The 23,655-nt window shown below is 69.4% G+C and carries 18 protein-coding genes and 1 pseudogene; 12 read left to right on the forward strand and 7 right to left on the reverse strand.

Going from position 1 to position 23,655, the window contains the following annotated elements; all coding sequences use genetic code 11:
* Positions 1-57 precede the first annotated feature (57 nt).
* On the forward strand, positions 58-1,797 hold the full coding sequence (lysS, locus tag AC27LF_RS37525; protein WP_479661064.1) for a lysine--tRNA ligase: 1,740 nt from the start codon (positions 58-60) through the stop codon (positions 1,795-1,797).
* Between the two features lie 135 nt (positions 1,798-1,932).
* Here lysS and AC27LF_RS37530 read toward each other — a convergent pair whose 3' ends face one another.
* From AC27LF_RS37530 to AC27LF_RS37540, 3 genes are all read right to left on the reverse strand, one after another.
* A complete protein-coding gene (locus AC27LF_RS37530; RefSeq protein WP_479661063.1) occupies positions 1,933-3,417 on the reverse strand; it encodes a DUF2637 domain-containing protein in 1,485 nt (494 codons plus the stop codon).
* Positions 3,418-3,507: 90 nt separating this feature from the next.
* Positions 3,508-4,386 carry a DUF3558 family protein gene (locus AC27LF_RS37535; protein WP_479661062.1) on the reverse strand — a complete coding sequence of 293 codons (879 nt, stop codon included), beginning with the start codon at positions 4,384-4,386 and terminating at the stop codon, positions 3,508-3,510.
* A gap of 117 nt (positions 4,387-4,503) precedes the next feature.
* Complete coding sequence (locus AC27LF_RS37540) at positions 4,504-5,364, reverse strand: DUF3558 domain-containing protein (protein ID WP_479661061.1); 861 nt, start codon at positions 5,362-5,364, stop codon at positions 4,504-4,506.
* A gap of 228 nt (positions 5,365-5,592) precedes the next feature.
* On the opposite strand from AC27LF_RS37540, the gene AC27LF_RS37545 reads away from it, so the two are divergent.
* Complete coding sequence (locus tag AC27LF_RS37545; RefSeq protein ID WP_479661060.1) at positions 5,593-6,786, forward strand: RtcB family protein; 1,194 nt, start codon at positions 5,593-5,595, stop codon at positions 6,784-6,786.
* Between the two features lie 648 nt (positions 6,787-7,434).
* Here AC27LF_RS37545 and AC27LF_RS37550 read toward each other — a convergent pair.
* Positions 7,435-7,932, reverse strand: coding sequence for a MarR family winged helix-turn-helix transcriptional regulator (locus AC27LF_RS37550; protein WP_479661059.1), 498 nt, complete (start codon positions 7,930-7,932; stop codon positions 7,435-7,437).
* Between the two features lie 360 nt (positions 7,933-8,292).
* The gene (locus AC27LF_RS37555; protein ID WP_479661058.1) at positions 8,293-8,760 is read right to left on the reverse strand and encodes a hypothetical protein; all 468 of its coding nucleotides are present in this window, start codon (positions 8,758-8,760) and stop codon (positions 8,293-8,295) included.
* Between the two features lie 119 nt (positions 8,761-8,879).
* Here AC27LF_RS37555 and AC27LF_RS37560 point away from each other — a divergent pair, with 119 nt between their 5' ends.
* The 4 genes and pseudogenes from AC27LF_RS37560 to AC27LF_RS37575 form a co-directional block, all read left to right on the forward strand.
* Positions 8,880-9,218, forward strand: coding sequence for a YnfA family protein (locus AC27LF_RS37560; protein ID WP_479661057.1), 339 nt, complete (start codon positions 8,880-8,882; stop codon positions 9,216-9,218).
* Between the two features lie 88 nt (positions 9,219-9,306).
* On the forward strand, positions 9,307-10,083 hold the full coding sequence (locus tag AC27LF_RS37565; protein WP_479661056.1) for an SDR family NAD(P)-dependent oxidoreductase: 777 nt from the start codon (positions 9,307-9,309) through the stop codon (positions 10,081-10,083).
* A complete protein-coding gene (locus AC27LF_RS37570) occupies positions 10,083-10,241 on the forward strand; it encodes a hypothetical protein (RefSeq protein WP_479661055.1) in 159 nt (52 codons plus the stop codon). The genes AC27LF_RS37565 and AC27LF_RS37570 overlap by 1 nt, the downstream gene beginning before the upstream one ends.
* A gap of 111 nt (positions 10,242-10,352) precedes the next feature.
* Positions 10,353-10,589, forward strand: a pseudogene (locus AC27LF_RS37575) (hypothetical protein); the annotation flags it as partial.
* Here AC27LF_RS37575 and AC27LF_RS37580 read toward each other — a convergent pair.
* Complete coding sequence (locus AC27LF_RS37580; RefSeq protein WP_487227831.1) at positions 10,540-12,324, reverse strand: TIGR04141 family sporadically distributed protein; 1,785 nt, start codon at positions 12,322-12,324, stop codon at positions 10,540-10,542. The pseudogene AC27LF_RS37575 and the gene AC27LF_RS37580 overlap by 50 nt on opposite strands.
* Before the next feature lie 194 nt (positions 12,325-12,518).
* Between AC27LF_RS37580 and AC27LF_RS37585 the strand changes: the two genes are divergently transcribed.
* The 6 genes from AC27LF_RS37585 to AC27LF_RS37610 all read left to right on the forward strand — a co-directional run bounded on the left by AC27LF_RS37585 (position 12,519) and on the right by AC27LF_RS37610 (position 23,167).
* Positions 12,519-14,639: an N-6 DNA methylase gene (locus tag AC27LF_RS37585; RefSeq protein WP_479661054.1), complete on the forward strand. Its 2,121-nt coding sequence runs from the start codon at positions 12,519-12,521 to the stop codon at positions 14,637-14,639.
* A gap of 78 nt (positions 14,640-14,717) precedes the next feature.
* Complete coding sequence (locus AC27LF_RS37590) at positions 14,718-16,814, forward strand: type I restriction-modification system subunit M (RefSeq protein ID WP_479661053.1); 2,097 nt, start codon at positions 14,718-14,720, stop codon at positions 16,812-16,814.
* 47 nt (positions 16,815-16,861) lie between these two features.
* On the forward strand, positions 16,862-18,100 hold the full coding sequence (locus AC27LF_RS37595; RefSeq protein ID WP_487227832.1) for a restriction endonuclease subunit S: 1,239 nt from the start codon (positions 16,862-16,864) through the stop codon (positions 18,098-18,100).
* 7 nt (positions 18,101-18,107) lie between these two features.
* Complete coding sequence (locus tag AC27LF_RS37600) at positions 18,108-19,349, forward strand: AAA family ATPase (protein WP_479661051.1); 1,242 nt, start codon at positions 18,108-18,110, stop codon at positions 19,347-19,349.
* On the forward strand, positions 19,346-19,960 hold the full coding sequence (locus AC27LF_RS37605) for a DUF4276 family protein (RefSeq protein WP_479661050.1): 615 nt from the start codon (positions 19,346-19,348) through the stop codon (positions 19,958-19,960). The genes AC27LF_RS37600 and AC27LF_RS37605 overlap by 4 nt, the downstream gene beginning before the upstream one ends.
* Positions 19,961-19,966: 6 nt before the next feature.
* A complete protein-coding gene (locus tag AC27LF_RS37610; protein WP_479661049.1) occupies positions 19,967-23,167 on the forward strand; it encodes a type I restriction endonuclease subunit R in 3,201 nt (1,066 codons plus the stop codon).
* On the opposite strand, the gene AC27LF_RS37615 is transcribed toward AC27LF_RS37610, so the two are convergent.
* Positions 23,094-23,579, reverse strand: coding sequence for an ATP-binding protein (locus AC27LF_RS37615; RefSeq protein WP_479661048.1), 486 nt, complete (start codon positions 23,577-23,579; stop codon positions 23,094-23,096). The two genes, AC27LF_RS37610 and AC27LF_RS37615, sit on opposite strands and share 74 nt — an antisense overlap.
* Positions 23,580-23,655: the final 76 nt, after the last annotated feature.

Raw genomic sequence — 23,655 nt, forward strand, 5'->3', positions numbered from 1 at the left:
TTCGCGGTCGCAAGGCGGTCTGTGACAATGGGGTGTCAACCGTTCAGAAAGAAGGACGTGCCGATCGTGGCTCAGAGCACCGAGACCACCGACTGGGTCTCCCGTTTCGCGGATGAGGTCATCGAGGAGTCGGAGCGTCGGGCCCCGGGCAAACCGGTAGTCGTCGCGTCCGGCCTCTCCCCCTCAGGCCCGATCCACCTGGGCAACCTGCGTGAGGTCATGACCCCGCACCTGGTCGCCGACGAGATCCGCCGCCGCGGCCGCGAGGTCCGGCACCTGATCTCCTGGGACGACTACGACCGCTACCGCAAGGTCCCGGCCGGCATCGCGGGCGTCGACGAGTCCTGGGCCGAGCACATCGGCAAGCCGCTGACGTCCGTGCCCGCGCCGCACGGCTCCGCGTACCCGAACTGGGCCGAGCACTTCAAGGCCGCCATGACCGAGTCGCTGGCCGAACTGGGCGTGGAGTTCGACGGGATCAGCCAGACCGCGCAGTACACCTCCGGCGCCTATCGCGAGCAGATCCTGCACGCGATGCGGCACCGGGGTGACATCGACGCGATCCTCGCGCAGTACCGGACCAAGCCGAAGGCGCAGAAGCAGTCGCAGAAGCCGGTCGACGAGGCCGAGCTGGAGGCCGCGGAGGGCTCAGGCGCGGCGAGCGAGGACGACGGCAGCTCCGGCTCCGCCGGCTACTTCCCGTACAAGCCGTACTGCGGCAACTGCGAGAAGGACCTCACCACGGTCACCTCGTACGACGACGACAGCACCGAGCTCACGTACACCTGCGGTGCCTGCGGCTTCACGGAGACCGTCCGGCTGAGCGAGTTCGACCGCGGCAAGCTGGTGTGGAAGGTCGACTGGCCGATGCGCTGGGCGTACGAGGGTGTCGTCTTCGAACCCTCCGGCGTCGACCACACCTCGCCGGGGTCCAGCTTCCAGGTCGGCGGCCAGATCGTCGGGATCTTCGGCGGCAAGCAGCCCATCGGGCCGATGTACGCCTTCGTCGGGATCAGCGGCATGGCGAAGATGTCGTCGTCCCGTGGCGGCGTGCCCACCCCGGCCGACGCGCTGAAGATCATGGAGCCGCAGCTGCTGCGCTGGCTGTACGCCCGCCGCAGGCCCAACCAGTCCTTCAAGATCGCCTTCGACCAGGAGATCCAGCGTCTGTACGACGAGTGGGACAAGCTGGCCGGCAAGGTCGCCGAGGGTGCCGCGCTCCCCGGGGACGTGGCCGCCTACACGCGCGCCGTCGGCACGGCGGCCGGCGACCTGCCGAGGACGCCGCGTCCGCTGCCGTACCGCACGCTCGCGTCGGTCGCCGACATCACCGCTGGCCACCAGGACCAGGCCCTGCGCATCCTGTCCGAACTCGACCCGGCCGATCCGCTGGGCTCGCTCGACGAGGCCCGGCCGCGCTACGACAAGGCCGAGGCGTGGATCAACACGCACGTCCCGGCCGACCAGCGCACCATCGTGCGCGAGGAGCCCGACGCCGAGTTGCTGAAGTCGCTGGACGAGCGGGGGCAGCAGTCGCTGCGGCTGCTGCTGGACGGGCTGGCCGGGCACTGGTCGCTGGACGGGCTGACCCACCTCGTGTACGGCGTGCCCAAGGTGCAGGCCGGGTTCCCTGCCGACGCGACGCCGAAGGAGCTGCCGCCGGAGATCAAGACCGCCCAGCGGTCGTTCTTCGCGCTGCTGTACCACCTGCTGGTCGGCCGCGACACCGGGCCGCGCCTGCCCACACTGCTGCTGGCGGTCGGCCAGGACCGCGTCCGGGCCCTGCTCGGCGAGTGACCCCGGCACCCTGACGAGGGGGCGCCCGGTGCACACCGGGCGCCCCCGTGCCGTGTCCGTCCGTGCCGGGCGTGTCCCGGTGGGCGGGTCCGTACGCAGCGGGTCCCCTCGTCGGTCGCGTGGTGGTCGCGGGGCTCAGGCGATGTGGTCCTCTTCGAGTTCCGCGGTGTGGCGGTTGGTGAAGCGGTTGACCATGCGTTTGGTCTCGTCCGAGGGCAGCGATCTGCCGAACTCGGCCTCGACGTTGTCGCCGAACTCGCGCGGGGTCGGGTAGCTGCCGTTGATCGACTTCTTGAAGACCTGGTAGTACGCGTCCTCGTCCGGCTCCGCGGCCGGGGTGCCGCCGCCCTCGCCCAGCTCCCGGGTGCGGTTCGGGCCCACCGGGATCGGGAAGCTGCCGGTGTCCTCGGGGGAGGGGGCGGGCGGTTCGGGCTCCTGGTGCTGCTCAGGGTAGGGCTGTTCCTGGTAGTACGGCTGTTCCCGGTAGGGGCCGGTGGCCTGCTGGTTTACGGGCCGCTCCTGGTACGGGCCGGTGGCCTGCTGGTTCTGGGGGCGCTCCTGGTACCGGTCGGCCGGCAACTGGTCCGGGTACTGCTGGGCCTCGAACCACTGCTGCTCGTACTGCTCGTCGAGGCCGTACTGGGGGCCGTACGCCGCATCGCCCGGGTCGCCCGGGTCGAAGGAGGGGTCGTAGCCACCCTGGTAGTCGACGTGCTGGGGGTGCTTCTGGAACCAGGGGCTCTGCTCCGGGTCCTGCGCGGCCTCGGGCTGCGCCGCCTCCGGCTGCCCGGCGTCCTGCTCGACCGGCCCGGAGTGCCGCTCGTCGTCGTGCGCCGGCGGCCGCTGGACGGGGACAGCAGCCGCGGCCACGCCGGGGACGCCGGCCGTCGGCAGCTCCGGCTGCGGGGGCGCCGCGGCTATCAGAATCGGTTCTATGCCCGCCGCGGCCAGGCCCGAGGGGGCGGTCTCGCCGAGCGGCACCCCGTACTTGGCCAGCCGCAGCGGCATCAGGGACTCCACCGGCGCCTTCCTGCGCCAGGCCCGGCCGAAGCGGGAGCGCAGCCGCGCCTGGTACACGAGGCGTTCCTGCTCCAGCTTGATCACCTGCTCGTAGGAGCGCAGCTCCCACAGCTTCATGCGGCGCCACAGCAGGAACGTCGGGACGGGGGAGAGCAGCCAGCGGGTGAGGCGTACCCCCTCCATGTGCTTGTCCGCCGTGATGTCGGCGATGCGGCCGATGGCGTGCCGTGCGGCCTCGACCGCGACCACGAACAGCACCGGGATCACCGCGTGCATGCCCACGCCCAGCGGGTCGGGCCAGGCCGCCGCGCCGTTGAAGGCGATGGTCGCCGCGGTCAGCAGCCAGGCCGTCTGGCGCAGCAGCGGGAAGGGGATGCGGATCCACGTCAGCAGCAGGTCCAGGGCGAGCAGGACGCAGATGCCCGCGTCGATGCCGATCGGGAAGACGTAGGAGAAATCCCCGAACCCCTTTTTGAGGGCCAGCTCGCGGACGGCCGCGTAGGAACCGGCGAAGCCGATGCCGGCGATGATCACGGCGCCGGTCACGACCACGCCGATGAGAACGCGGTGCATCCGGGTCAGCTGGATTGGCCGGGCCACCCGACTCCCCTCCCCTTGCGTGTGGTTGCGCGCAACAGGGTGGCACATGTGTGCGGCGCGTGTGGCGCCGGTCCGTCAGCAGGCCGCTGGTCAGCCCTTCTTGCCCGACTCGGACGCGGACGGCGACGCGGACGACGACTTCGAGGGCGACCCGGACGGCGACTTGGAGGGGGACGCGGACGACGAGCCGCCCCCGTCGTTCGCCGACGACACCGCGGCCACGGCCTCCTTTGCCGCCTTCTGCGCGGCCTTCGCCAGATCGTCCGCGTTCGGGGTCTTCTCGCCGGCCAGGCCCGCGCCGTTGTAGTCGAGGGTGACGACGACGTTCTCGACGCGTGCCACGATCGTCTGCTGCTTGAAGGCGCCTTCCTTCTTCTTCAGGTCGTAGCGCACCGCGGTCGCCTGGTCGCCCGCCCCGGTGAGCGGCTTCGACGTGACGTTCTTGGCGCCCTCCACGGCCTGCGCGTCCTGGACCTGCTTGGCGTAGTACTCCTGTGCCTGCTCGTCGGCCGGGCCGCGGTGGGTGTCCGACTCGAAACGCAGCAGGGACACGCTCAGCCAGCGGAACTGGGAGCCCTTCACCCCGTTGTCGTCCAGGCTGGTCCAGGAGCAACTGGCCCGGGAGGAGGTGTCGTCGGAGCCGCCCTCCTTGCCCGACGTCGTGCCCTTCGGGACGAGTTCGCCGAGCGTCTTCTTCGACAGCACGGCGCACGACTCCGGCAGCTTGCGGTACGCGGCGGCCTGCACGGTGGGCGACGGGCTCACGGAGGTGCCGGCCGTGCCGCCGCTCGGGGACCGCTCGGCCGTGCCGCCCTGGGAGCCGGAGTCCGAGGAGCAGCCGGCGACGGCGAGCACCGCCGCAGCGGCGGCCGCGCAGCCAAGGGCTCGGGCGAGCCTCCCCGCTCGCCGGTCACGCTGATCACGGTGGTCGTCTCGCTGGGCTGCTCGCTGCATGGTTCCTTCACTCATGACGCTGGTGTTCCTGCGGTCGGATCGGGTCCGAGGGGCCACGGTACGCGGTGAAGGAGCGGTGCGGTTCCGGTTCGCGCGCCTTGCGCAGCGGCACCGGAGCGGGCGAGGGGGCGGCTAGCCGCTCAGCGAGCCGGCCAGTTGCGCGGCCAGATTCCGCGCCCTGTCCTGCAGTTCCTTGCTGTCCGGGCTCACCCCGACGGTCGTCGGCTGCTCCGCGTACTCGATGGTCACGATCACGTTGGACGTGCGGAACACCACAGTCACCGTCCGTCGCGCGGCCGTCGAACCGGAGCCGCCGAGCTGGTCGTCGAGGAAGGACTCGTCGCCCAGGCCGTCGAGCACGCGCGGCTGGAGGTCGGTCGGGGCGCCACCGCCGGACGCGCCGGCCGAGGACGAGCCGGACGGGGACGGAGACGACGACGGGGACTGTGACGAGGCCGAGGACGACGGCGAGTTGCCGGGCGAGGCGTCGGCGGTCGCTTCGCCGCCGGCCGCGAGCGCGGAGGAGGAGGTGGTCAGGGTGGGCTCGGGCAGGTCGGCCGCCGTCTCCTTGGCCGCGAACAGGTTGTGCGCCTGGCTGTCGTCGCTGACGGCGTTGTCGTACGACACGACCCGCTCGAAGTCGACGAGGAGGTGGTCGGTGGCGTCGGCGGACTCGACCTTCCAACGGCAGCCGACCTTGCGGTCGGTGTCGTACGTCAGGGTCGCGGTGCCCTCGTACGCCTTGGCCCGCTGGTCCTGGTCGGCGATCTGCTTGATGCCGGGCAACAGGGAGTCGAGGGTGCCGCGGCCGACCACGCCGCAGGGTTCGGGGAGCGTGCGGTACTTGCCGGGCTGGGCCGCCGCGGTCGCCGCGCCGGTGTCGCCCGGGTTCGCGTTGTCCGTCGACCCCTTGTCACCGGACCCGCCGGTGCAGCCGGTCAGCAGCGCCGCGAGGAGGGCGGCGGTGCCGATTGCGTACGCCTTCCGCTGCACGGTCAGGGTCCTCTCGACGGTGTCGGTGCGTTCGGTTCTCCAGTGTCCCCGCTGGTTATTCGCTTGCCGCAGCGGGGCGCCCCCTGGAGACAATGTGTATCGCACGCGCTGCCGTACACGCCGGTCCGTTGTCGCTTTTCACCGACCTGGGCGTCAATTTTGCCGTGTGTCGCTTCCAAGGCTTTTGTTGACTTCTCGGGGGATTCTTCTCGGGGGAATGAGGAAGACATGTCGTACGTGGAGATACCGGGCGCCAAGGTCCCCATCCGCATGTGGACGGACCCCGCCACGGTCGAGGAGGGCGCGCTGCAGCAACTGCGCAACGTCGCCACGCTGCCCTGGATCAAGGGCCTGGCCGTGATGCCGGACGTCCACTACGGCAAGGGCGCGACGGTCGGATCGGTCATCGCCATGCGGGGCGCGGTGTGCCCGGCCGCGGTGGGCGTGGACATCGGCTGCGGCATGTCGGCGGTCAAGACCTCGCTGACGGAGAACGACCTGCCCGGGGACCTGTCCCGGCTCCGCTCGAAGATAGAGGAAGCGATTCCGGTGGGCCGCGGCATGCATGAGGACCCCGTCCACCCGTCCCGTTTCCACGGCCTCGGCACCGCGCAGTGGGACGGGTTCTGGGGACGGTTCGACGGGGTCGCGGACGCGGTCAGGTTCCGGGCGGACCGGGCCCGCAAGCAGATGGGCACGCTCGGCTCCGGCAACCACTTCTGCGAGGTGTGCGTCGACACGGACGGCTCCGTCTGGCTCATGCTGCACTCCGGCTCCCGCAACATCGGCAAGGAACTCGCCGACCACCACATCGACGTCGCCCGGAGCCTTCCGCACAACCAGGGACTGGTCGACCGCGACCTCGCCGTCTTCGTGGCGGACACCCCGCAGATGGCGGCGTACGAACACGACCTGTACTGGGCACAGGAGTACGCGCGGCACAACCGGTCGATCATGATGGCGCTGCTCAAGGAGGTCGTCCGCAAGGAGTTCAAGAAGGCCAAGGTGACCTTCGAGCCCGAGGTGAGCTGCCACCACAACTACGTGAGCCGCGAGCGCTACGAGGGCATGGACCTGCTCGTCACCCGCAAGGGCGCGATCCGCGCGGGCTCCGGCGAGTACGGGATCATCCCGGGCTCGATGGGTACGGGCTCCTACATCGTGCGCGGCCTCGGCAACGAGAAGTCCTTCAACTCCGCGTCCCACGGCGCCGGTCGGCGCATGAGCCGCAATGCCGCCAAGCGCCGTTTCTCCACCAAGGACCTGGAGGAGCAGACGCGTGGCGTGGAGTGCCGCAAGGACTCCGGCGTGGTCGACGAGATCCCGGCCGCCTACAAGCCGATCGAGCGGGTCATCGACCAGCAGCGGGATTTGGTGGAGGTCGTCGCGAAGCTGAAGCAGGTCGTGTGCGTGAAGGGCTGACGCCGCGGCCCCCGACCGGGCGCCCGAGCCTCAGCCGCCGGGCGGGGGCTGGGGGCGGGTTTCACCTGCGGGGTGGGGGCTGGGGGCGGGTTTCGCCTGCCCGGCGGGGGCTGAGGCCGGGTTTCGCTTGCCGGGTGGGGAGTGCGGCCGGGCGTCAGCCGCCGGGCGGGGGCTGGGGGCGGGTCTCACTTGCCGGGTGGGGGCTGGGGCGGGTTTCGCCTGCCCGGCGGGGGCTGGGGGCGGGTTTCGCCTGCCGGGTGGGGGCTGGGGCGGGTTTCGCCTGCCCGGCGGGGGCTGGGGCCGGGTTTCATCTGCCGGGTGGGGGTTGGGGCCGGGTTTCGCCTGCGGGGTGGGGTTGGGGGCGGGTTTCGCTTGCCGGGTGGGGAGTGCGGCCGGGCGTCAGCCGCCGGGCGGGGTTGGGGGCGGGTCTCACTTGCCGGGTGGGGGCTGGGGCCGGCTCTCACCTGCCGGGCGGGGAGTGCGGCCGGGTCTCACTTGCCGGGTGGGGGCTGGGGGCGGGTTTCGCCTGCCGGGCGGGGAGTGCGCGGCCGGGTTTCACCTGTCGGGCGGGGAGTGCGGCCGGGTCTCACTTGCCGGGTGGGGGCTGGGGCCGGGCGTCAGCTGCCGGGCGGGGAGTGCGGCCGGGTTTCACTTGCCGGGTGGGGGCTGGGGGCGGGTCTCGCGCAGGCGGTTGATCCGGGCGGTGCTGAAGGCCACCGTTCGCCTCATGTGGCGGACGATCGTGGCGAGTTCGGTGTCGTCCAGGTCCTCGAAGAGAGCGGCCCAGTCGCCGCCGAGCCGCTCCCACGCCCGCCCGAACTCGGCGATCCTCTCCGGCACGGTCGCCACCAGCACCCGCCGCCGGTCGGACGCGTCCCGCTCCCGGACCACATAGCCCGACCGCTCCAGCCGGTCCACCAGCCGGGTCGCCGACCCGGTCGTCAGCCCGGTCAGCTCCGCGACCCGGCCCGTCGTCACCGGCGCCCGCTCCAGGGTGAGCAGGTTCAGACACTGCAGATCGGTGGGGTGCAGGCCCAGGTGGTCGGCGACGGCCTGGTTGAACAGGGCGTACGAGGCCATGTACCGGCGGGAGACGGTGGACAGCTCCGCCAGCAGCCGCCCCCGCGCACTCCCGCTCCCGGCCATGCGCTCCCTTTCATCCGCGATTCCGCTCACGCTCCTGCACACGGGCCTGTTCGCTCCGCGCTGCCCGCTCACGCTCCTGCACACGGGCCTGTTCGCGCCACGCGGCCCGCTCGTGCTCCTGCGCACGGGCTTGTTCGGCCGGCCCTGCCTGCTTGCGCTCCTTCGCTCGGGCTTGTTCGGCCGGCGCTGCCTGCTCGTGCCGTTGTGCTCGGGTGGTTCGCTCCGCGCTGCCCGTTTGCGCTTCGCTCCGCGCTGTTCCGCGCGGGGCGCATCGTCCGGATTTCTTGAGCGCGCTGTCGCATCGGCGCTGTTTCGTCCGTGCCGTCGGGTGGTGCGCGTCGTGCGGCGGGGCGTACCGGGTCAGAAGGCGTACGGGTCCCCGGTGTTCAGGATCAGCAGCCGTTGTCGGTCGTTGGTGCGGTCGCGGTCCCATGTGCCGCCGTTCCACACCGTGTCGAGTTCCACCGTGACCTCCGCGGGCCGGTCCCGCAGCGCCACCACGAGCCGGATCTGCTCCCCGACCCCGTCCTCGGCCAGCGGCCCCGTCCCGCACACCAGCTCCCGCTCGCCCGTGCGCGCGCACCCGGCCGGCAGCTCCTGCCGGTCCGCGAGCGGCACCGACCAGCGCAGTTGCACGCTCGCGCCCGGCACCGCGGACGGCCCGTGGTTGCGCGGTGTGAGCCGGATGTCGACCCGGTCTCCGGTCAGCACCGCCGACCCGTGGTACGCCAGGTCCGCCTCCGGCGCCCCGGCCGCCCCGGCGGGCCCCGCGGCGGCGACCGCCAGCGCGGCGGCGCCCCCCACAGCAAGCACCCTCGTCCTTCGCATGCCACCCACTCCGTCGTGCGATCCGGTATCACGTCATGGCGTACGCAGGGATGTATGCCACGCGCGGCGGGCGGCAGGCGCCGTCCATCAGGTGACACCGTGCATGCCAAGCTGCACGCATGCTGATCCTCCGCTCCGCCGCCCTGTTCGTCGTCGCCGCCCTCTTCGAGATCGGCGGCGCCTGGCTCGTCTGGCAGGGCGTCCGGGAGCACCGCGGCTGGTTGTGGGTGACCGGCGGCGTGCTCGCCCTCGGCGCCTACGGCTTTGTCGCCACCTTCCAGCCCGACGCCCACTTCGGCCGCATCCTCGCCGCCTACGGCGGGATCTTCGTGGCCGGCTCGATCCTGTGGGGTGTGGTCGCCGACGGCTACCGGCCCGACCGCTGGGACCTCGCCGGCGCGCTGATCTGCCTCGTCGGGATGGCCGTGATCATGTGGGCGCCGCGCGACGCCGGCTGATCCGCCGCCCAGGCACCGGGCGGCGGGCGGCGGCGGCCGTCACCTACCCTGGGCGCAGACCCGCCTCCGCCCGCCCGAGGAGCAGCCCATGGCCACCGCCGTACCGCCCGCCGCCTCCCGCATCGCCGTCGTCACCGGTGCGAGCAGCGGAATCGGCGCCGCCACCGCCCGTGCGCTGGCCGCCGCCGGTTACCGGGTCGTGCTCACGGCCCGCCGCAAGGACCGTATCGAGGCGCTGGCCGAGGAGATCGAAGCGGCCGGGGGCGCGGCGACGGCCTATCCGCTGGACGTCACCGACCGGGCCGCCGTCGACGAGTTCGCGACCGCCTTCAAGACGGTCGGGGTGCTGGTCAACAACGCGGGCGGGGCGCTCGGCGCCGACCCGGTCGCCACCGGTGATCCGGCCCAGTGGCGCGCCATGTACGAGACGAACGTCATCGGCACCCTCAACCTCACCCAGGCGCTGCTGCCCAAGCTGGAGGCGAGCGGCGACGGCACGGTCGTGGTGGTCTCCTCCACCGCGGGCCACGGCACCTACGAGGGCGGCGCGGGCTATGTCGCCGCGAAGCACGGCGCCCATGTCCTCGCCGAGACCCTGCGCCTGGAGATCGTCGGCCGGCCGGTCCGCGTCATCGAGATCGCGCCCGGCATGGTCAGGACGGACGAGTTCGCGCTGACCCGCTTCGGCGGCGACGCGGAGAAGGCGGCGAAGGTGTACGAGGGCGTGGCGGAGCCGCTCACCGCGGAGGACGTGGCGGACACCATCGCCTGGGCGGTGACCCGGCCCAGCCACGTCAATGTGGACCTGCTGATCCTGCGTCCGCGGGCCCAGGCGTCGAACACGAAGGTCCACCGGGAGCGCTGATGTCCGAGGAGCTTTCGCCGGAGCGCGCCGCCGAGAAGCGCCGGCTCGCCCAGGAGACGAAGAACGAGCGCCAGGTCTGGTACTTCCTCGCGTACTTCCTGTTCGGCATCCACATCCTGGCCTGGGTCATGATCTACGCGGTACGGCACGGCAACTGATTCTTTCCCAGTAAGCGCCCGTCGCTCGTTGTGATCGCGAGGTTTGCGCTGCCGCCCATGAGGTCCTCAAGTCCGGGCAGGCGTAAGGACCCTGGTAGGAACGATCTTGCGATGGATTGTTCTGACCGAAGGCCTCACGTGTCGACCGGTGTCACCTACACCGGGGTGCTCGATGTCAAGCGGTCCACCGCCGGGCACCTGGCCCGGTTGCTGCGCGATCACCACATCGCGGCCGCAATCCGGAGGTGCAAGCGTGCGCTGGGCTGCTCCCGCCAGGCGGTGCCCGTCCCGCGCTGGTTCATCGACGGCACCCGCCTTCCCCAACTCGCGTGCGACAACGACCTGTCGGCCCCACCGCGTACCTTCGGACCGGACGGTTCAGTTGGGGCCCCGTTATGCGGCTAGGCGGCGGATTCCCGCCCGGCCCGGAGGCACTGCCGTGGCCTGGATCCCGATGACCTCGACGGCGACGCCCCACGCCTCCAGCACCTTGGCCGTCTGCACGAGGGTGACCTGGGAGAACGGGAACAGCGTGTCGGCGGTGAGGCCGGTTCCGCTCTTCAGCAGGATCGCGAATACGATCTTCGACGGCCGGAAGCCGTCCGGCAGGGCCCGGCCGGGCCGCGGCCACCTTCCGGGCGAAACCGTCCATGGCCTCCGGCGAGTGCAGCAGGGTCTGAACGGCGACCACGGCCTGACCGAACAGATGGCTCAGCGCGTCGGAGCCCTTGGCCCGCTTCACCATGACCAGGACATCGTCCGGGCTCAGCAGGTCGCAGATCTCCACGCCGTTGCCCCGGTGCAGCGCGGTCCGGACGTTGTCACGGTCGAAGCAGACGTACCCGGGCCGCAGGTCGGGCACCGACTCGTTGTAGTCCCGCTCCTTGTCCCCGAGCACCCAGGCCGGAAGGTCGACCGAGGGCGTGCCGGTGATGAGCCGCTCCACCTGCGAACGGATCATCTCCAGGTACACCTCACCGATCTCGTACCACTGCCCGTCGAGCAGGAAGAACCGGCGGGCACCGAACGCCACCTCCGCCTCGATCCACCGCAGCACGCTCGACGTCCAGATGACGTCGCCCTTCTCCGCCCGGATGTGCGTGTAGAGGGTGACGGTGCCGTCACGGAGCGCGGCGAAGCGCGTTCCCGCCCTCTGCACGCGGGCCCGGTTGAGGACGTACTCCAGGCTGAAGTCGTCGGTGAGGTGTGCCTCCAGGCTGTGCACCTTGGTGGCGAATGCCCTGGCGGCGCCGTAGTCGTCCCAGTGCTCGGACGGGACGGCGACTGCGATACGTCCGTCCGGTACCTCGCCCAGCATGTCATCGAGCCGCTTCTCCAGCCGCGTGACGAGGCCGGCGTCCTTGACCGGAATGATGTGCTCGACGAACTCCAGTTCCGGAGCCGGTGCCTCGTCCCGCACGACACGGGCGATGGCCCGGATGTCCGCGACCAGGGCCGCGGCGTCGATACCGAGGCGCATCCGCAGCCCGGTGCCGCCCTCGACGCTGGAGATCTTCGTACGGTCGTCCTGAGCGATCGTCAGCTGGATCCCGTCCAGCCGGCCGCCCAGCCGCCGCACGATCTGCGCATGTTCCTGGACACCCAGGCTCCAGACCGGAGCGCCGCCGGGCACGAGGGTGATGTCGGTCCGGCCGCCGCCCGGCGTATGGGAGACCATGTCCCGGATCTGGGCGGGGTCCACCCTGCGGATCACGAAGCTCAGCCCGAACCGCCGGTCCTTGACCCGGTCGGGCACCAGGCGGAAGCCCTGGTCGTAGCCGACGGCGTACACCTCACCGTCGACCGCAAGCATCAGCAGCCCGGCCGACCGGTTCACCGGCCGCGCCACCTCGCACCCGGTCGTGCGATTGATCTCGTCGCACCAACTCGCGACCGGCTGCTCGAAGCTGCCGGTGACCAGCAGCGCCGGAACACCCAACCGCTCCTGGGGGAAGTGCAGTTCCGCGTCAACGGCTTCGAGCCGAGCCGGGTCGAGGACATCGAACATGGCGTCGACCGTGGGAGCGACACCCGTGAGTCGGTACAGGGTGCGCTTGGACGTGCCGGACGTGCTGGTGGCCATGGTGCCGCTCCATTCGAATCGACGTGGTGTGGGCAGGGGGAAGCCCGGGAGACCCGGGACGCCGGGAAGCCGAGTGAAAGCACAACCAGTAGAGCGAGAACTGAAAGCACTGTCAAATACTTCACACCGGTTAAGGGTCGGTATAGAGTGGAGCCGTCCAGCACGCCCGCCCCCACGTCACCCGGCAGGAGCCCATGAACCAGCAGGCCAGTGCCCTCGTGACCGCCGCCGACATCTCCCGGCTAGCCCGAGTCACCCGCGCCACGGTGAGCAACTGGCGTCGTCGGCATCCGGACTTCCCGGCCCCTGTGGGAGGCACGGACACCAGCCCCACCTACGACCTCGACGCTGTACGCGCCTGGCTCTCCGCCCGTGGCCAACTCCCCGAGGAAACACCCGCGGATCGGCTTCGCACCGCGCTGCGCACTCACCCCGGCGACGGCGAACTGGCCCTGCACCTGCTCCCTGTGGTGCTCGCGGCTGCCCGGCTGGACCGGAGCGAGCGCGAAGCCCTTCCCGAACTGCGTGACGACGCACTGCTGCGATGGGTCCGGTCAGCTGCGGACGACGGAGCCGACGACATCCCTAGGATCGCGGACGCCACGTACGGCCTCGACGCGACCGGGCCACTGAGGGCCTTGTTGCGGTGCGTCGTCACGGATGGTGCCGAGGCCGCAACGGATGTCCTGGCCGAACGCCTGACGGAGGACACGGGGAGTACCGGCACCTACCTCACGCCGCGTCCCTTGGCCGACCTTATGGCCCGGCTCCTCACCGACAGCGCGGGTGCCTTCCCCGCGAGCGTTCTCGACCCTGCGTGCGGGACGGGATCGCTGCTCGCCGCGGCGGCATCCACGGGCGCGAGCGAACTGCACGGCCAGGACGTGCTGGTCGTCCAGGCCGCCCAGGCCGCCGTGCGGCTTCGGCTGAGTGCCCCCGAGGCGGCGATCTCCGTGCGTACGGGGGACAGTCTGCGCTCCGACGCCTTCAAGGGCCTCACCGTGGACGCCGTCCTGTGCAATCCCCCGTACGGGGTCCGTGACTGGGGGCACGACGATCTGGCGTACGACCAACGCTGGGCCTACGGCGTGCCTCCCAAGGGCGAGCCCGAGCTCGCCTGGGTCCAGCACTGCCTGGCCCACCTCGCGCCCCGCGGCCGAGCCGTACTGCTCATGCCGCCCGCCGTCGCGGAGCGCACCGCCGGCCGGCGTATCCGGGCTCAACTGGTACGGGACGGAGCCCTCCGTGCGGTCGTCTCGCTCCCCCCCGGTGCGGCGGTCCCGCTCCACATCGGCCTGCACCTGTGGGTGCTGGAACGACCCGATCCGCGGGCCGAAGCCCCCGGGACGGTCCTGCTCGTCGACGCCGCGGCCGAGAGCCGAGATCTCGCCGGGAAGAGCGTCGACGACACCGTGCTCTCGGCGTGGCAGCCCTACCTCGACGACCAGGACGGCTACACAGGAGCCCCGGGCATCGCCGCCGCCATGCCGGTCACCGACCTCCTGGACGAGGCCGTGGACCTGACCCCGGCCCGCCGCATTCGGACGGCTTCCGGGCAAGCCCTCCGCCCCGCCCTGCTGGCCCGGCAGGTATCGGAGCTGTATGACCAACTACATCGAGCGGCAACGGACCTGGTCGGCCTCAGCACCGACGGCGACTGGCCGCCGGCCGACGACCGGCCTCGCGACTGGCGCACCGCAACAGTCGCGGACCTTCTGCGCGGCAGCGCTCTCAGCCTGCTCCACACCGCGCCCCCGGGCCGCCGGACCCGTACTGGCCAGCCGAAGCCCCGGCCCGAAGCAGAACCGGACGCACGACCGGCGCTCACGGCTGCCGACGTCTTCGAGAACCGGCCCGCCTCCGGAACGGAAGCGGACCTTCCCACCGGCGTCACCCTGCCCTTGGTCCAGGCAAGTGACGTGCTTCTCACAGAGATCCTCCGCGTCGGACGCCCGGCCGGGGCCCGGGTCGTCGAACCGGGCGAGGCAGGTTGCTTGCTTGGACCCCACCTGCTGCTGTTCCGCCCGGATCGGCGTCGGCTCGACCCCTGGTTCCTGGCCGGGTTCCTCGCGACGGAGCAGAACGTCAACGCCGCAGCCACCGGCACCTCCCTCGTCCGGGTCGACCCGCGACGCCTGCGCGTTCCCCTGCTCCCGCTCGCCGAGCAGCAGCGCTACGGCGCCGCCTTCCGCCGCCTGCATGAACTGCGTACCGCCGCTCGCCGTGCCGACCAGGCCACCGAGGAGGTCACACGTCTCCTCGGCACCGGCCTCACCGGCGGCGCGCTGTTGCCGGACCGTCACGGATCGGCGTGAAACGTGCGCCGCAGCACCGCGAACGACCAGACTTGACGTCCCTGTCCCGCTGGGACGGCGAACACCGGAAGGACTTCGTTGAACAGCAGTAAGCACACGGAACTGGCAAACCACGCGTGGTCGGTCGCCGACCTCCTGCGCGGCGACTACAAGCAGTCTGACTACGGCAAGGTGATCCTGCCGTTCACCGTGCTGCGGCGCCTGGAGTGTGTCCTCGCTCCGACCAAGGACAAGGTCCTGGAGGTCGCCGCCCGCTACCAGGACCAGGACATCAACCCCGACCGCTTCCTGCGCAAGGCGTCCGGCCACAGCTTCTACAACACCAGCAGCTACACGCTGAAGGCCATCGCGGGCGACCCCTCACACGCCGCGAAGTACCTCACCGAGTACTACGGCGCCTTCTCACCCAACGCCCGGGAGGTCCTGGAGCGGTACGAGTTCACTCAGCAGATCAAGCGGCTGGACTCGGCGGACCTGCTGTACCAGGTGGTCGGACGGTTCGCCGACCTCGACCTTCGGCCGGTGGAGAGGGACGCCGACGGCAACGTCGTACTCGACGAGGACGGCGAGCCCGTCGAGATCGTCTCCAACCACCAGATGGGCTACATCTTCGAGGAGCTGATCCGGCGCTTCGCCGAGCAGTCCAACGAGACGGCCGGTGAGCACTTCACACCGCGGGAAGTCATCCGGCTGATGGTGAACCTGCTCGTCGCGCCGGACAGTGACGCGCTGGCTCTGCCGGGCACCGTCCGTACGGTCATGGACCCGGCCTGCGGCACCGGCGGCATGCTCAGCGCGGCCGAGGAGCGCATCACTGCCCTCAACCCGGACGCCACCGTCAAGGTCTTCGGCCAGGAACTCAATCCCGAGTCCTGGGCCATCTGCCGGTCGGACATGATGATCAAGGGTCAGGACCCGGAGAACATCAAGTTCGGCAACTCCTTCAGCGACGACGGCTTCAGCCGCGACGACTCCAGGAGGGACAAGAACACGCCCACCACGTTCGACTATCTGCTGGCCAACCCGCCGTTCGGTGTGGAGTGGAAGAAGGTCAAGGACGCGGTCGAGTACGAACACGAACACCTCGGCGAGAGCGGGCGGTTCGGCGCCGGCCTGCCACGCATCAACGACGGCTCACTGCTCTTTCTCCAGCACATGATCTCGAAGATGAAGCCGGTGGACGCGTCGGGGGCGGGCGGCAGCCGCATCGCGATTGTCTTCAATGGCTCCCCGCTGTTCACAGGAGCGGCCGAGTCGGGTGAGTCCAAGATCCGGCAGTGGATCCTGGAGAAGGACTGGCTGGAGGGCATCGTCGCCCTGCCCGACCAGCTCTTCTACAACACCGGTATCTCCACATACTTCTGGGTGCTCAGCAACCGCAAGGCCAGGGACCGGCGCGGCAAGGTCGTCCTGCTGGACGCGCGCGACTACTGGCGCAAGATGCGGAAGTCGCTCGGCGACAAGCGCAAGGAACTGGGCGAGCAGCACATCTCCGAGATCACGAGGCTCTACACGGAGGCGCTGGCGGTCCTCGACGCGGCGAAGAAGGGTGGCGGCCATGACCTCGCCGACCGGGCCGGAAAGATCAAGGTCTTCCGTAACGAGGACTTCGGGTATCGCCGGATCACCGTCGAGCGGCCGCTGAAGCTCCGCTTCGAGGTGACGGAGGAGACGCTGACGGCGATCATCGCGTCCAAGCCGATCGCACGGGCCACGAACGTCGAGGAGTTCGCGGCGGCACTCCGCCCGCTGGTCGGCAAGTCCTGGAAGACGAAGTCCGACGCGTGGATCGACCTCAAGGACGCGGTCGTCGCGGCCGGCCTGACGTGGCCGACGGGTGCGCCGTTCGGCAAGGCCCTGCGGGAGGCGGTCGGCGTCCGGGATCCGGAGGGTGAGGAACAGAAGGTCAAGGGCCAGCCGGAGCCGGACCCGGAGCTGCGGGACTACGAGAACGTGCCGCTGGAGGAGGACGTGGAGGAGTACCTGCGCCGCGAGGTGCTGCCGCACGTCCCGGACGCCTGGATCGACCACAGCAAGACGAAGATCGGATACGAGATCCCGTTCACGCGGCATTTCTATGTGTACAAGCCGCCGCGGCCGTTGGCGGAGATCGACGCGGAATTGAAGGGCCTTGAGACCGAGATCCAGGCGCTTCTTGGGGAGGTGACGGAGTGACAAGCACTTCCGTCGCCCCCTGGCTTGAAGGGTCCCACTGGCCAACCGTGCCGATTCGGCTTGTCGCCCGGCTTGGTTCCGGGCACACGCCCAGTCGGAGAGTGCCCAAATACTGGGATAATTGCACGGTTCCCTGGATTACCCTGGCCGACGTATGGCAGTTGCGCAGCGGCACCACCGATGTCATCAGGGAGACAAAAGAAAAAGTTAGCACGCTAGGCTTGGCCAATTCGGCAGCGGTAAAGCATCCGGCTGGCACCGTGATCCTCTCCCGTACCGCATCAGTCGGCTTCTCCGCCATCATGGGCGCGGATATGGCAACGAGTCAAGATTTCGCCACGTGGACGTGCGGACCAAAATTGGATCCCAGATATCTCCTCCATTCTCTCAGGGCGATGGCTCCGGATCTCAAACGCATTGCGACGGGATCCACCCATAAGACGATTTACATGCCGGATATTGAGCAATTGAGGGTCCCCGTACCGGCGATGGATGAGCAGCGCCGCATCGCCGAGTTTCTCGACGCCGAGACCGCCCGAATTGACTCCCTGTCTGCCGCACGTGGCGCGCAATTGTCTTGCCTGGAAGATCTTTGGGTGTCTCGATTGGCCTGCCGAATCGAGGAGCTGATCGCCAAATACGGCCTTGTGCCGCTTCGGCGCGTAGTTAACTCGATTGAGCAAGGATGGAGTCCACAGTGTGAAGATTCCATCGCCGCGCCGTCCGAATGGGCAGTCCTCAAGACGAGTGCCGTCAGTTCGGGAGTTTTCGATCCACTCGAACACAAGAAACTTCCCGATAACGTTTCCCCCGACTTGCGGTATCAGATTGCCGATGGCGATATTCTACTGACTAGGGGAAGCGGCTCACCGGCACATGTGGGAGTTCCTGCCGTCGCTCACCCCGCAGGCAGACGTCTTCTCCTCAGCGACCTCCTCTATCGGATTCGCTTGGATCGCGACTGGTCGCCGCAATTTACCGCCCTGGCCCTGCAAAGTCAGCCGGTTCGCGGCTTCATGGCCTTGCTCTTCCGTGGTCAGTCAGGTCAGACGATCAAGCTGCGAGCTGACGACGTTCGCTCTATCGACGTGCCAGCCGTCCCGGCTGGCCTGCAAGCGCAGTGCGCCGCAGATCTTGTAGCAGAACGCCAGTCGATTAACTCAGCCGTAGCCGCCCTGCGAAAGTCGTCAGCACTGCTCGCCGAGCGACGCCAAGCCCTGATCACTGCCGCCGTCACCGGCCAGATCGATGTGTCCACCGCCAGTGGACGAGGGATCGAGGAATGATCGCGCCATGAGTCCCGCCGCGCCTCACCGCCCGATGCCGTTCATCACCCGCGTTCGAATTGAGAACTACAAGTCCATCGCTCATTGCGATGTGACTCTCGGCCGGTTCACCGTGCTGCTCGGACTGAACGCCGCAGGCAAGTCGAACTTCCTGGACGCCCTGCGCTTCGTACGCGACGCGCTGGTGAACGGCCCGGCCGAGGCCGTGGCAGCGCGCGGCGGGTGGGAGGAGGTGCTGCGCCGGGTCCCTGAGTCGGCGACCTCCTTCACGATCGGTCTGGAATTCCGCCTGCCGACGATCAACCATGACACAAAGCCCTGGGTGGGGCGGTACGAGATCACCCTTGCCCCGCCAACCGTCCCCGAGACGGGGCGAGATACGGGGCCTGGTGTCCGCATCCAGCGGGAGTTGTGCGAGATGCGTCGCCTGGGCGCCAAGGGTCGGGCGAACGCCGAGCGCTTTCTGATGCGCGACCGCACAGGGAAGGGGCGTCGCAAGAGACACCTGCACCTTTCACAACTCAGTGAGGGCGAGCCGTTCGGCGACCTTTACGGGGCTCTCACGGAGATGTTCTTCTACAGCCCCGACCTGGCCAATCTCCGCCAGGCCAGCCCGAACACGCCGACCGCCGGAGCCTTGGGCGAGGACGGCGGCGACCTCGGCCCGGCCCTGGCCGCTCTCGGGGAACAGGAGCGTGAACGCATCTCGCAGTACCTGGGGGTGATCGTGCCCGGTGTTGTGGAGGTCGGCCCCACAGACCCCTCCGCCGATTACATCGCGGCGCGGATCAACTTCGCCACCGATGGCGAGACGGAACCCCACGTTTTCCGGGCCGAGTCCATGTCGGAAGGGACCATCCGGGCCATCGGTCTGCTGACCGCCCTTTTCCAGCCCGATGCCCGTGAAGGCTGGATTCCGCTCATCGCCGTCGAGGAGCCCGAACTGGCACTGCACCCGCTCGCGGCCGGGGCACTCTATGACGCGCTCACGGAAGCAAGTGAGCACGTGCAGATCCTTGCCACCACGCAGAGCGCGGAGCTGTTCGACCGTAAGGAGGCGGACCTGTCGGCCATCCGCGTGGTCGCTGCCGAGCACGGGGTGACGGTGATCGGCGAAGTGGACCCGGTGAGCCGGTCGATCGTTGCCGACGGCCTGGCGACCACCGCTGAACTGCTGCGCTCCAACCAACTGCGCCCGACCGTCGAACCCCCGGACCAGTCGAACGAGCAGCCGGAGGGTGAGGAGTGAGCCACCCGAAGGTCACGATCGCCTCCGTCGTGGAGGGTGAGGGCGAGATCAGCGCGTTGCCCGTGCTCCTGCGACGGCTGATGTACGAGGCGCAGATCTGGGACGCGGACATCCAGCCGCCCTTCCTGGTCGACCGCGGCCGACTGATCCGACCGGGCGGTCTGGAAGCCGCCGTGGAGGCCCAAGCCCGACGCGTACCCGCCGACCACCCGGGCGGCATCCTGGTAGTAATCGACGCCGACGACGACTGTCCGGCCAGCCTCGGGCCTTCGCTCCTGGCCAGGGCCGAGGCCACCCGCCCAGACCGCCGCACGGCCGTCGTACTGGCGAACCGGGAGTTCGAGGCGTGGTTCCTCGCGTCGGCGCCCTCCCTCGGTGGGCGCGCGGGTCTCGCCGAACAGCTGGAGGTCCCGGCCAACAGCGAGACGTTGCGTGACTGCAAGGGCTGGCTGACTCACCACCGACGCGACGGAGTGCGGTACCGCCCCCGCGTGGATCAGCCGGCACTGACCCAAGACATGGATCTCGACCTGGCCCGCGCCAACTCATCCTCGTTCGACAAGTTCTGCCGCGACATCACCTATCTGGTCACCGGAAAGCGGGGGGAATAGCCGCTCATGCCCGTCCACGACGAAGCAGCATTCGGAAACGCCATAGTCGCCGCCTTGCTGGAGCGCGGTTGGCATGAAGGGAACCGGCAGGACTACCGCCCCCAACTCGGCCTTGACACCGCCCAGCTCTTCGAGTTCATCGGCAAGACCCAAGCCGAAGAATGGGCCGGACTGATCGACCTCTACGGCGGCGATCCCGACACCGCCCAGGCCGGGTTCGCCAAGCGCGTGGACCAGGCGATCGCGACCGACGGTGTGCTGGACGTACTCCGCAAGGGCGTGAAGGACCACGGCGTCCTGATCAGGCTCGCCTATTTCAAGCCGTCGCTCGTCGCTTCGGACGCGGTTCTGGACGACTACCGGGCGAACCGGCTGACCTTCGTCAAGGAGCTGGAGTACGCCAGCAAGCAGACGGACAAGGGCAAGCGGCTCGACCTCACCCTCTTCCTCAACGGGATCCCGCTGGCTACCGCCGAATTGAAGAACGCCCTCACACGTCAGGGAGTGGAGGCCGCCAAGGACCAGTACCGCACGGACCGCGACCCCACCGAGCTGATCTTCACGAGGCGCGTGATCGCGAACTTCGCCATCGACACGGACCTGGTGTTCGTCGCGCCGGAGCTGCGGGGCAAGCCGACGCGGTTCCTGCCGTTCAACACCGGGTCGGAGGGCCCGGGGAAGCCCGGCGGCGCCGGGAATCCGGCGCCCACCGTCCCTGGGACGTACGCGACCTCGTACCTCTGGGAGCAGATCTGGGAGCGGGACACCTGGCTGGACCTGATCGAGCGGTTCGTACACCTCAGCAAGGAGAAGGGGGCGGACGGGCGGACGCGGAAGAAGCTGATCTTCCCGCGCTATCACCAGTGGGACATCGTCAAGAAGCTCGCCGATTACGCGGCCCGCCACGGCGCTGGTCACAACTACCTCGGCATGGCCTCGGCCGGCTCCGGCAAGTCGAACACCATCGGCTGGCTGGCGCATCGCCTGTCGTCGCTGCACACGCCCACGGACCCCGCCGAGATCGACCCCGATGCCCTGGCGGCCGGGCTCAAGCCGGGCGCGCCCGTGTTCGACAAGATCGTGATCATCACCGACCGCCGCAATCTCGACGCCCAGCTCCGGGAGACCGTCGGCAGTTTCGAGAAGACCGCCGGTCTGGTGGTGAAGATCGACGAGAGGCACGGTGCGAAGTCGGACCAGCTCGCCAAGGCGCTGTCCCGCGAGACCGGGAAGATCATCACGGTCACGCTGCACACCTTCCCGGCCCTCATCGACTACCTGCGCCGCAACCCCACCGAGATCCAGGGCCACAACTTCGCGATCATCGTGGACGAGGCCCACTCCTCGCAGTCCGGCGGCGCGGCCACGGACGTACGCGCGGCCCTGCGTGGCCTGGGCCTGGACTCGGACTCCGACGAGGCCGGGGCGATCGAGCAGGAAGCAGAAGCCACCACCGATGCCAAGCTCCGCCGGAAGGCCATCCAGCGCAGCATGGCAGAGAACCTGTCCTACTTCGCGTTCACGGCCACGCCCAAGGCCAAGACGCTCGAACTCTTCGGCACTCTGACCAGCGTCAACGGCAAGCCGACGTACGTCCCCTTCCACACGTACTCGATGCGCCAGGCCATCGAGGAAGGCTTCATCCTCGACCCCCTGCGTACCTACGTCACGTACAACACGTACTGGAAGCTGGTGAACAAGAACCCGGACGAGCGCAGGGTGGATCCGTCCAAGGCCAATCCGCTGCTCGCCCGGTACGCGCTCACGCACGACTCCACCGTGACGCAGCAGGCGCAGGTGATCGTCGAGCACTTCCGCACGCACACCGCCGGCCGGCTCGGCGGGCGTGCCAAGGCCATGGTGGTGACGGCCTCCCGGCACAGCGCCGTGCAGATGGCCCGTGCGATCAGGAAGTACGTCGATGATCGCGCGTACGCCGATCCGGGCGTCCTGGTCGCTTTCTCCGGCAGCCTGACGTACGACGGCAAGGAGACCACCGAGCCGAAGGAGAACGGCGGCCTGGCCGAGTCCGCTCTGCCGAAGGCGTTCGCGTACACACGCAAGGACGACAAGGCCGTGCGCACCGGCGGGAAGGCGACGCAGCGCGAGTACCGCATCCTGGTCGTCGCCGAGAAGTACCAGACCGGCTTCGACCAGCCGCTCCTCACCACGATGTACGTGAACAAGAAGCTCGCGGGCATCAGCGCCGTCCAGACCCTCTCCCGTCTGAACCGCACGGCCGACCGCAAGTCCCAGGCGGACCTGGCCGTGCTGGACTTCGTCAACGAGGCCGAGGACATCAAGGAGTCCTTCCGCCCGTACTTCGAGGAAGCGAACACCCTCCCCTCCGACCCCAACCTCCTCTACACGGCACAGAGCAGGGTCATGCAGCCCGACATCCTTGTCGAGGAGGAGATGCGGGAGTTCGCGGACGCCTATCTGGCCGCCGAGGAGAAGGCGGCGGGCTCGGTTGCCCGCTGGGAGAAGCTGCACGCGGAGCTGTACCGGCATCTCGGGCCCGCCGTCGAACGGTTCACCGATCTGCTGGACCGTAAGGACGAGGCGGGCGATCCCGACGAGGACGCCGCCGAGGCCGCTGAGCAGTTCCGCGCGGATCTCAACGACTACGTGCGGAAGTATGGCTTCCTCTCGCAGATCGTGCCCTACCGTGACGCCGATCTCGAATGCCTCTACCTCTACGGCCGCCACCTGCTCAACCGTCTGCCGCGACGCGGTGACGCCGGTGTGGACATAGGGGATGTCGACCTCAGCCACCTGCGGGTGCAGAGGACCGGCGAGCACGATCTTTCACTGACCGCCGAGGGACCGGGGGAACTGCGCGGCTTCGGTGAGGGTGCGGGCGGTGCCAAGGAGCAGGAGAAGTCGCTGCTGTCGGAGCTGATCGAGAAGTTCAACGACAAGTTCGGCACCGACTTCACCGAGCAGGACGTGATCACGCCGTTCTCCGAGGCGAAGGCGGACCCGAAGGTCCGCGCCGCCGCCGTCAACGACGAGGAGAACTTCGGACTCGTCTTCGACGAGGTCTTCGAGGACAAGATGGCCGAACACATCGACACCATCGCCGACATGGGACGGCAGTACTTCAGCCACGACGACAGCTTCAAGCAGTCGCTCAACCAAAGTGCCCGCAGGGCGGCCTGGCGGATGATCCGCCGAGAGGAGAACATCGACGGCGAGGCTGCCTGACCCGCCCGGCCTTCCGTCCTTTCCCCGCGATCACGGACGTTCCGCGCGTGGGGCGGGGCCGGACGGTCCAGGCGGTGGCGAGGCTGTCGACGAGGATCAGACCCCGGCCGCTCTCGGAGTCGGTGTCCGGGCGGGCCAGAGCGGGCTTGCCGGTACCCGGGTCGGAGACGGCGAGCCAGTAGTGTCCGTCGGCGGGCCACAGGACGAGTTCGACGAGGTCTTCGTCCTCCCCGCAGGCGCCGTGACGGATGGCGTTGGTGACCAACTCCGAAGTCAACAGGCCCAGGTCGTCGCCGAGGTGGGGACGAAGGACCTGGGGCAGCGACTCGGCGACGGCGTAGCGGGCCCGCCGTACGGAGGTGGGATGGGCAGGGAGGCGCCAGTGGACGGGCACGAGGGGGATCTCGGGCATGGCGGACTCCATTGCTGGGGTTTGGGGTCGCCGCGCTTCCGCCTCGGTACCGACGCCGACGGCAATGGCTACATAG

The sequence above is a fragment of the Streptomyces diversicolor genome (assembly GCF_057537855.1).

Bases quoted from the DNA above. Each gene is read 5' to 3' on its own strand.
- AC27LF_RS37535 (WP_479661062.1), bottom strand. From the start codon at position 4,386: ATGAGTGAAGGAACCATGCAGCGAGCAGCCCAGCGAGACGACCACCGT.
- AC27LF_RS37545 (WP_479661060.1), top strand. From the start codon at position 5,593: ATGTCGTACGTGGAGATACCGGGCGCCAAGGTCCCCATCCGCATGTGG.
- AC27LF_RS37550 (WP_479661059.1), bottom strand. From the start codon at position 7,932: ATGGCCGGGAGCGGGAGTGCGCGGGGGCGGCTGCTGGCGGAGCTGTCC.
- AC27LF_RS37555 (WP_479661058.1), bottom strand. From the start codon at position 8,760: ATGCGAAGGACGAGGGTGCTTGCTGTGGGGGGCGCCGCCGCGCTGGCG.
- AC27LF_RS37560 (WP_479661057.1), top strand. From the start codon at position 8,880: ATGCTGATCCTCCGCTCCGCCGCCCTGTTCGTCGTCGCCGCCCTCTTC.
- AC27LF_RS37565 (WP_479661056.1), top strand. From the start codon at position 9,307: ATGGCCACCGCCGTACCGCCCGCCGCCTCCCGCATCGCCGTCGTCACC.
- AC27LF_RS37570 (WP_479661055.1), top strand. From the start codon at position 10,083: ATGTCCGAGGAGCTTTCGCCGGAGCGCGCCGCCGAGAAGCGCCGGCTC.
- AC27LF_RS37580 (WP_487227831.1), bottom strand. From the start codon at position 12,324: ATGGCCACCAGCACGTCCGGCACGTCCAAGCGCACCCTGTACCGACTC.
- AC27LF_RS37585 (WP_479661054.1), top strand. From the start codon at position 12,519: ATGAACCAGCAGGCCAGTGCCCTCGTGACCGCCGCCGACATCTCCCGG.
- AC27LF_RS37600 (WP_479661051.1), top strand. From the start codon at position 18,108: ATGAGTCCCGCCGCGCCTCACCGCCCGATGCCGTTCATCACCCGCGTT.
- AC27LF_RS37610 (WP_479661049.1), top strand. From the start codon at position 19,967: ATGCCCGTCCACGACGAAGCAGCATTCGGAAACGCCATAGTCGCCGCC.
- AC27LF_RS37615 (WP_479661048.1), bottom strand. From the start codon at position 23,579: ATGCCCGAGATCCCCCTCGTGCCCGTCCACTGGCGCCTCCCTGCCCAT.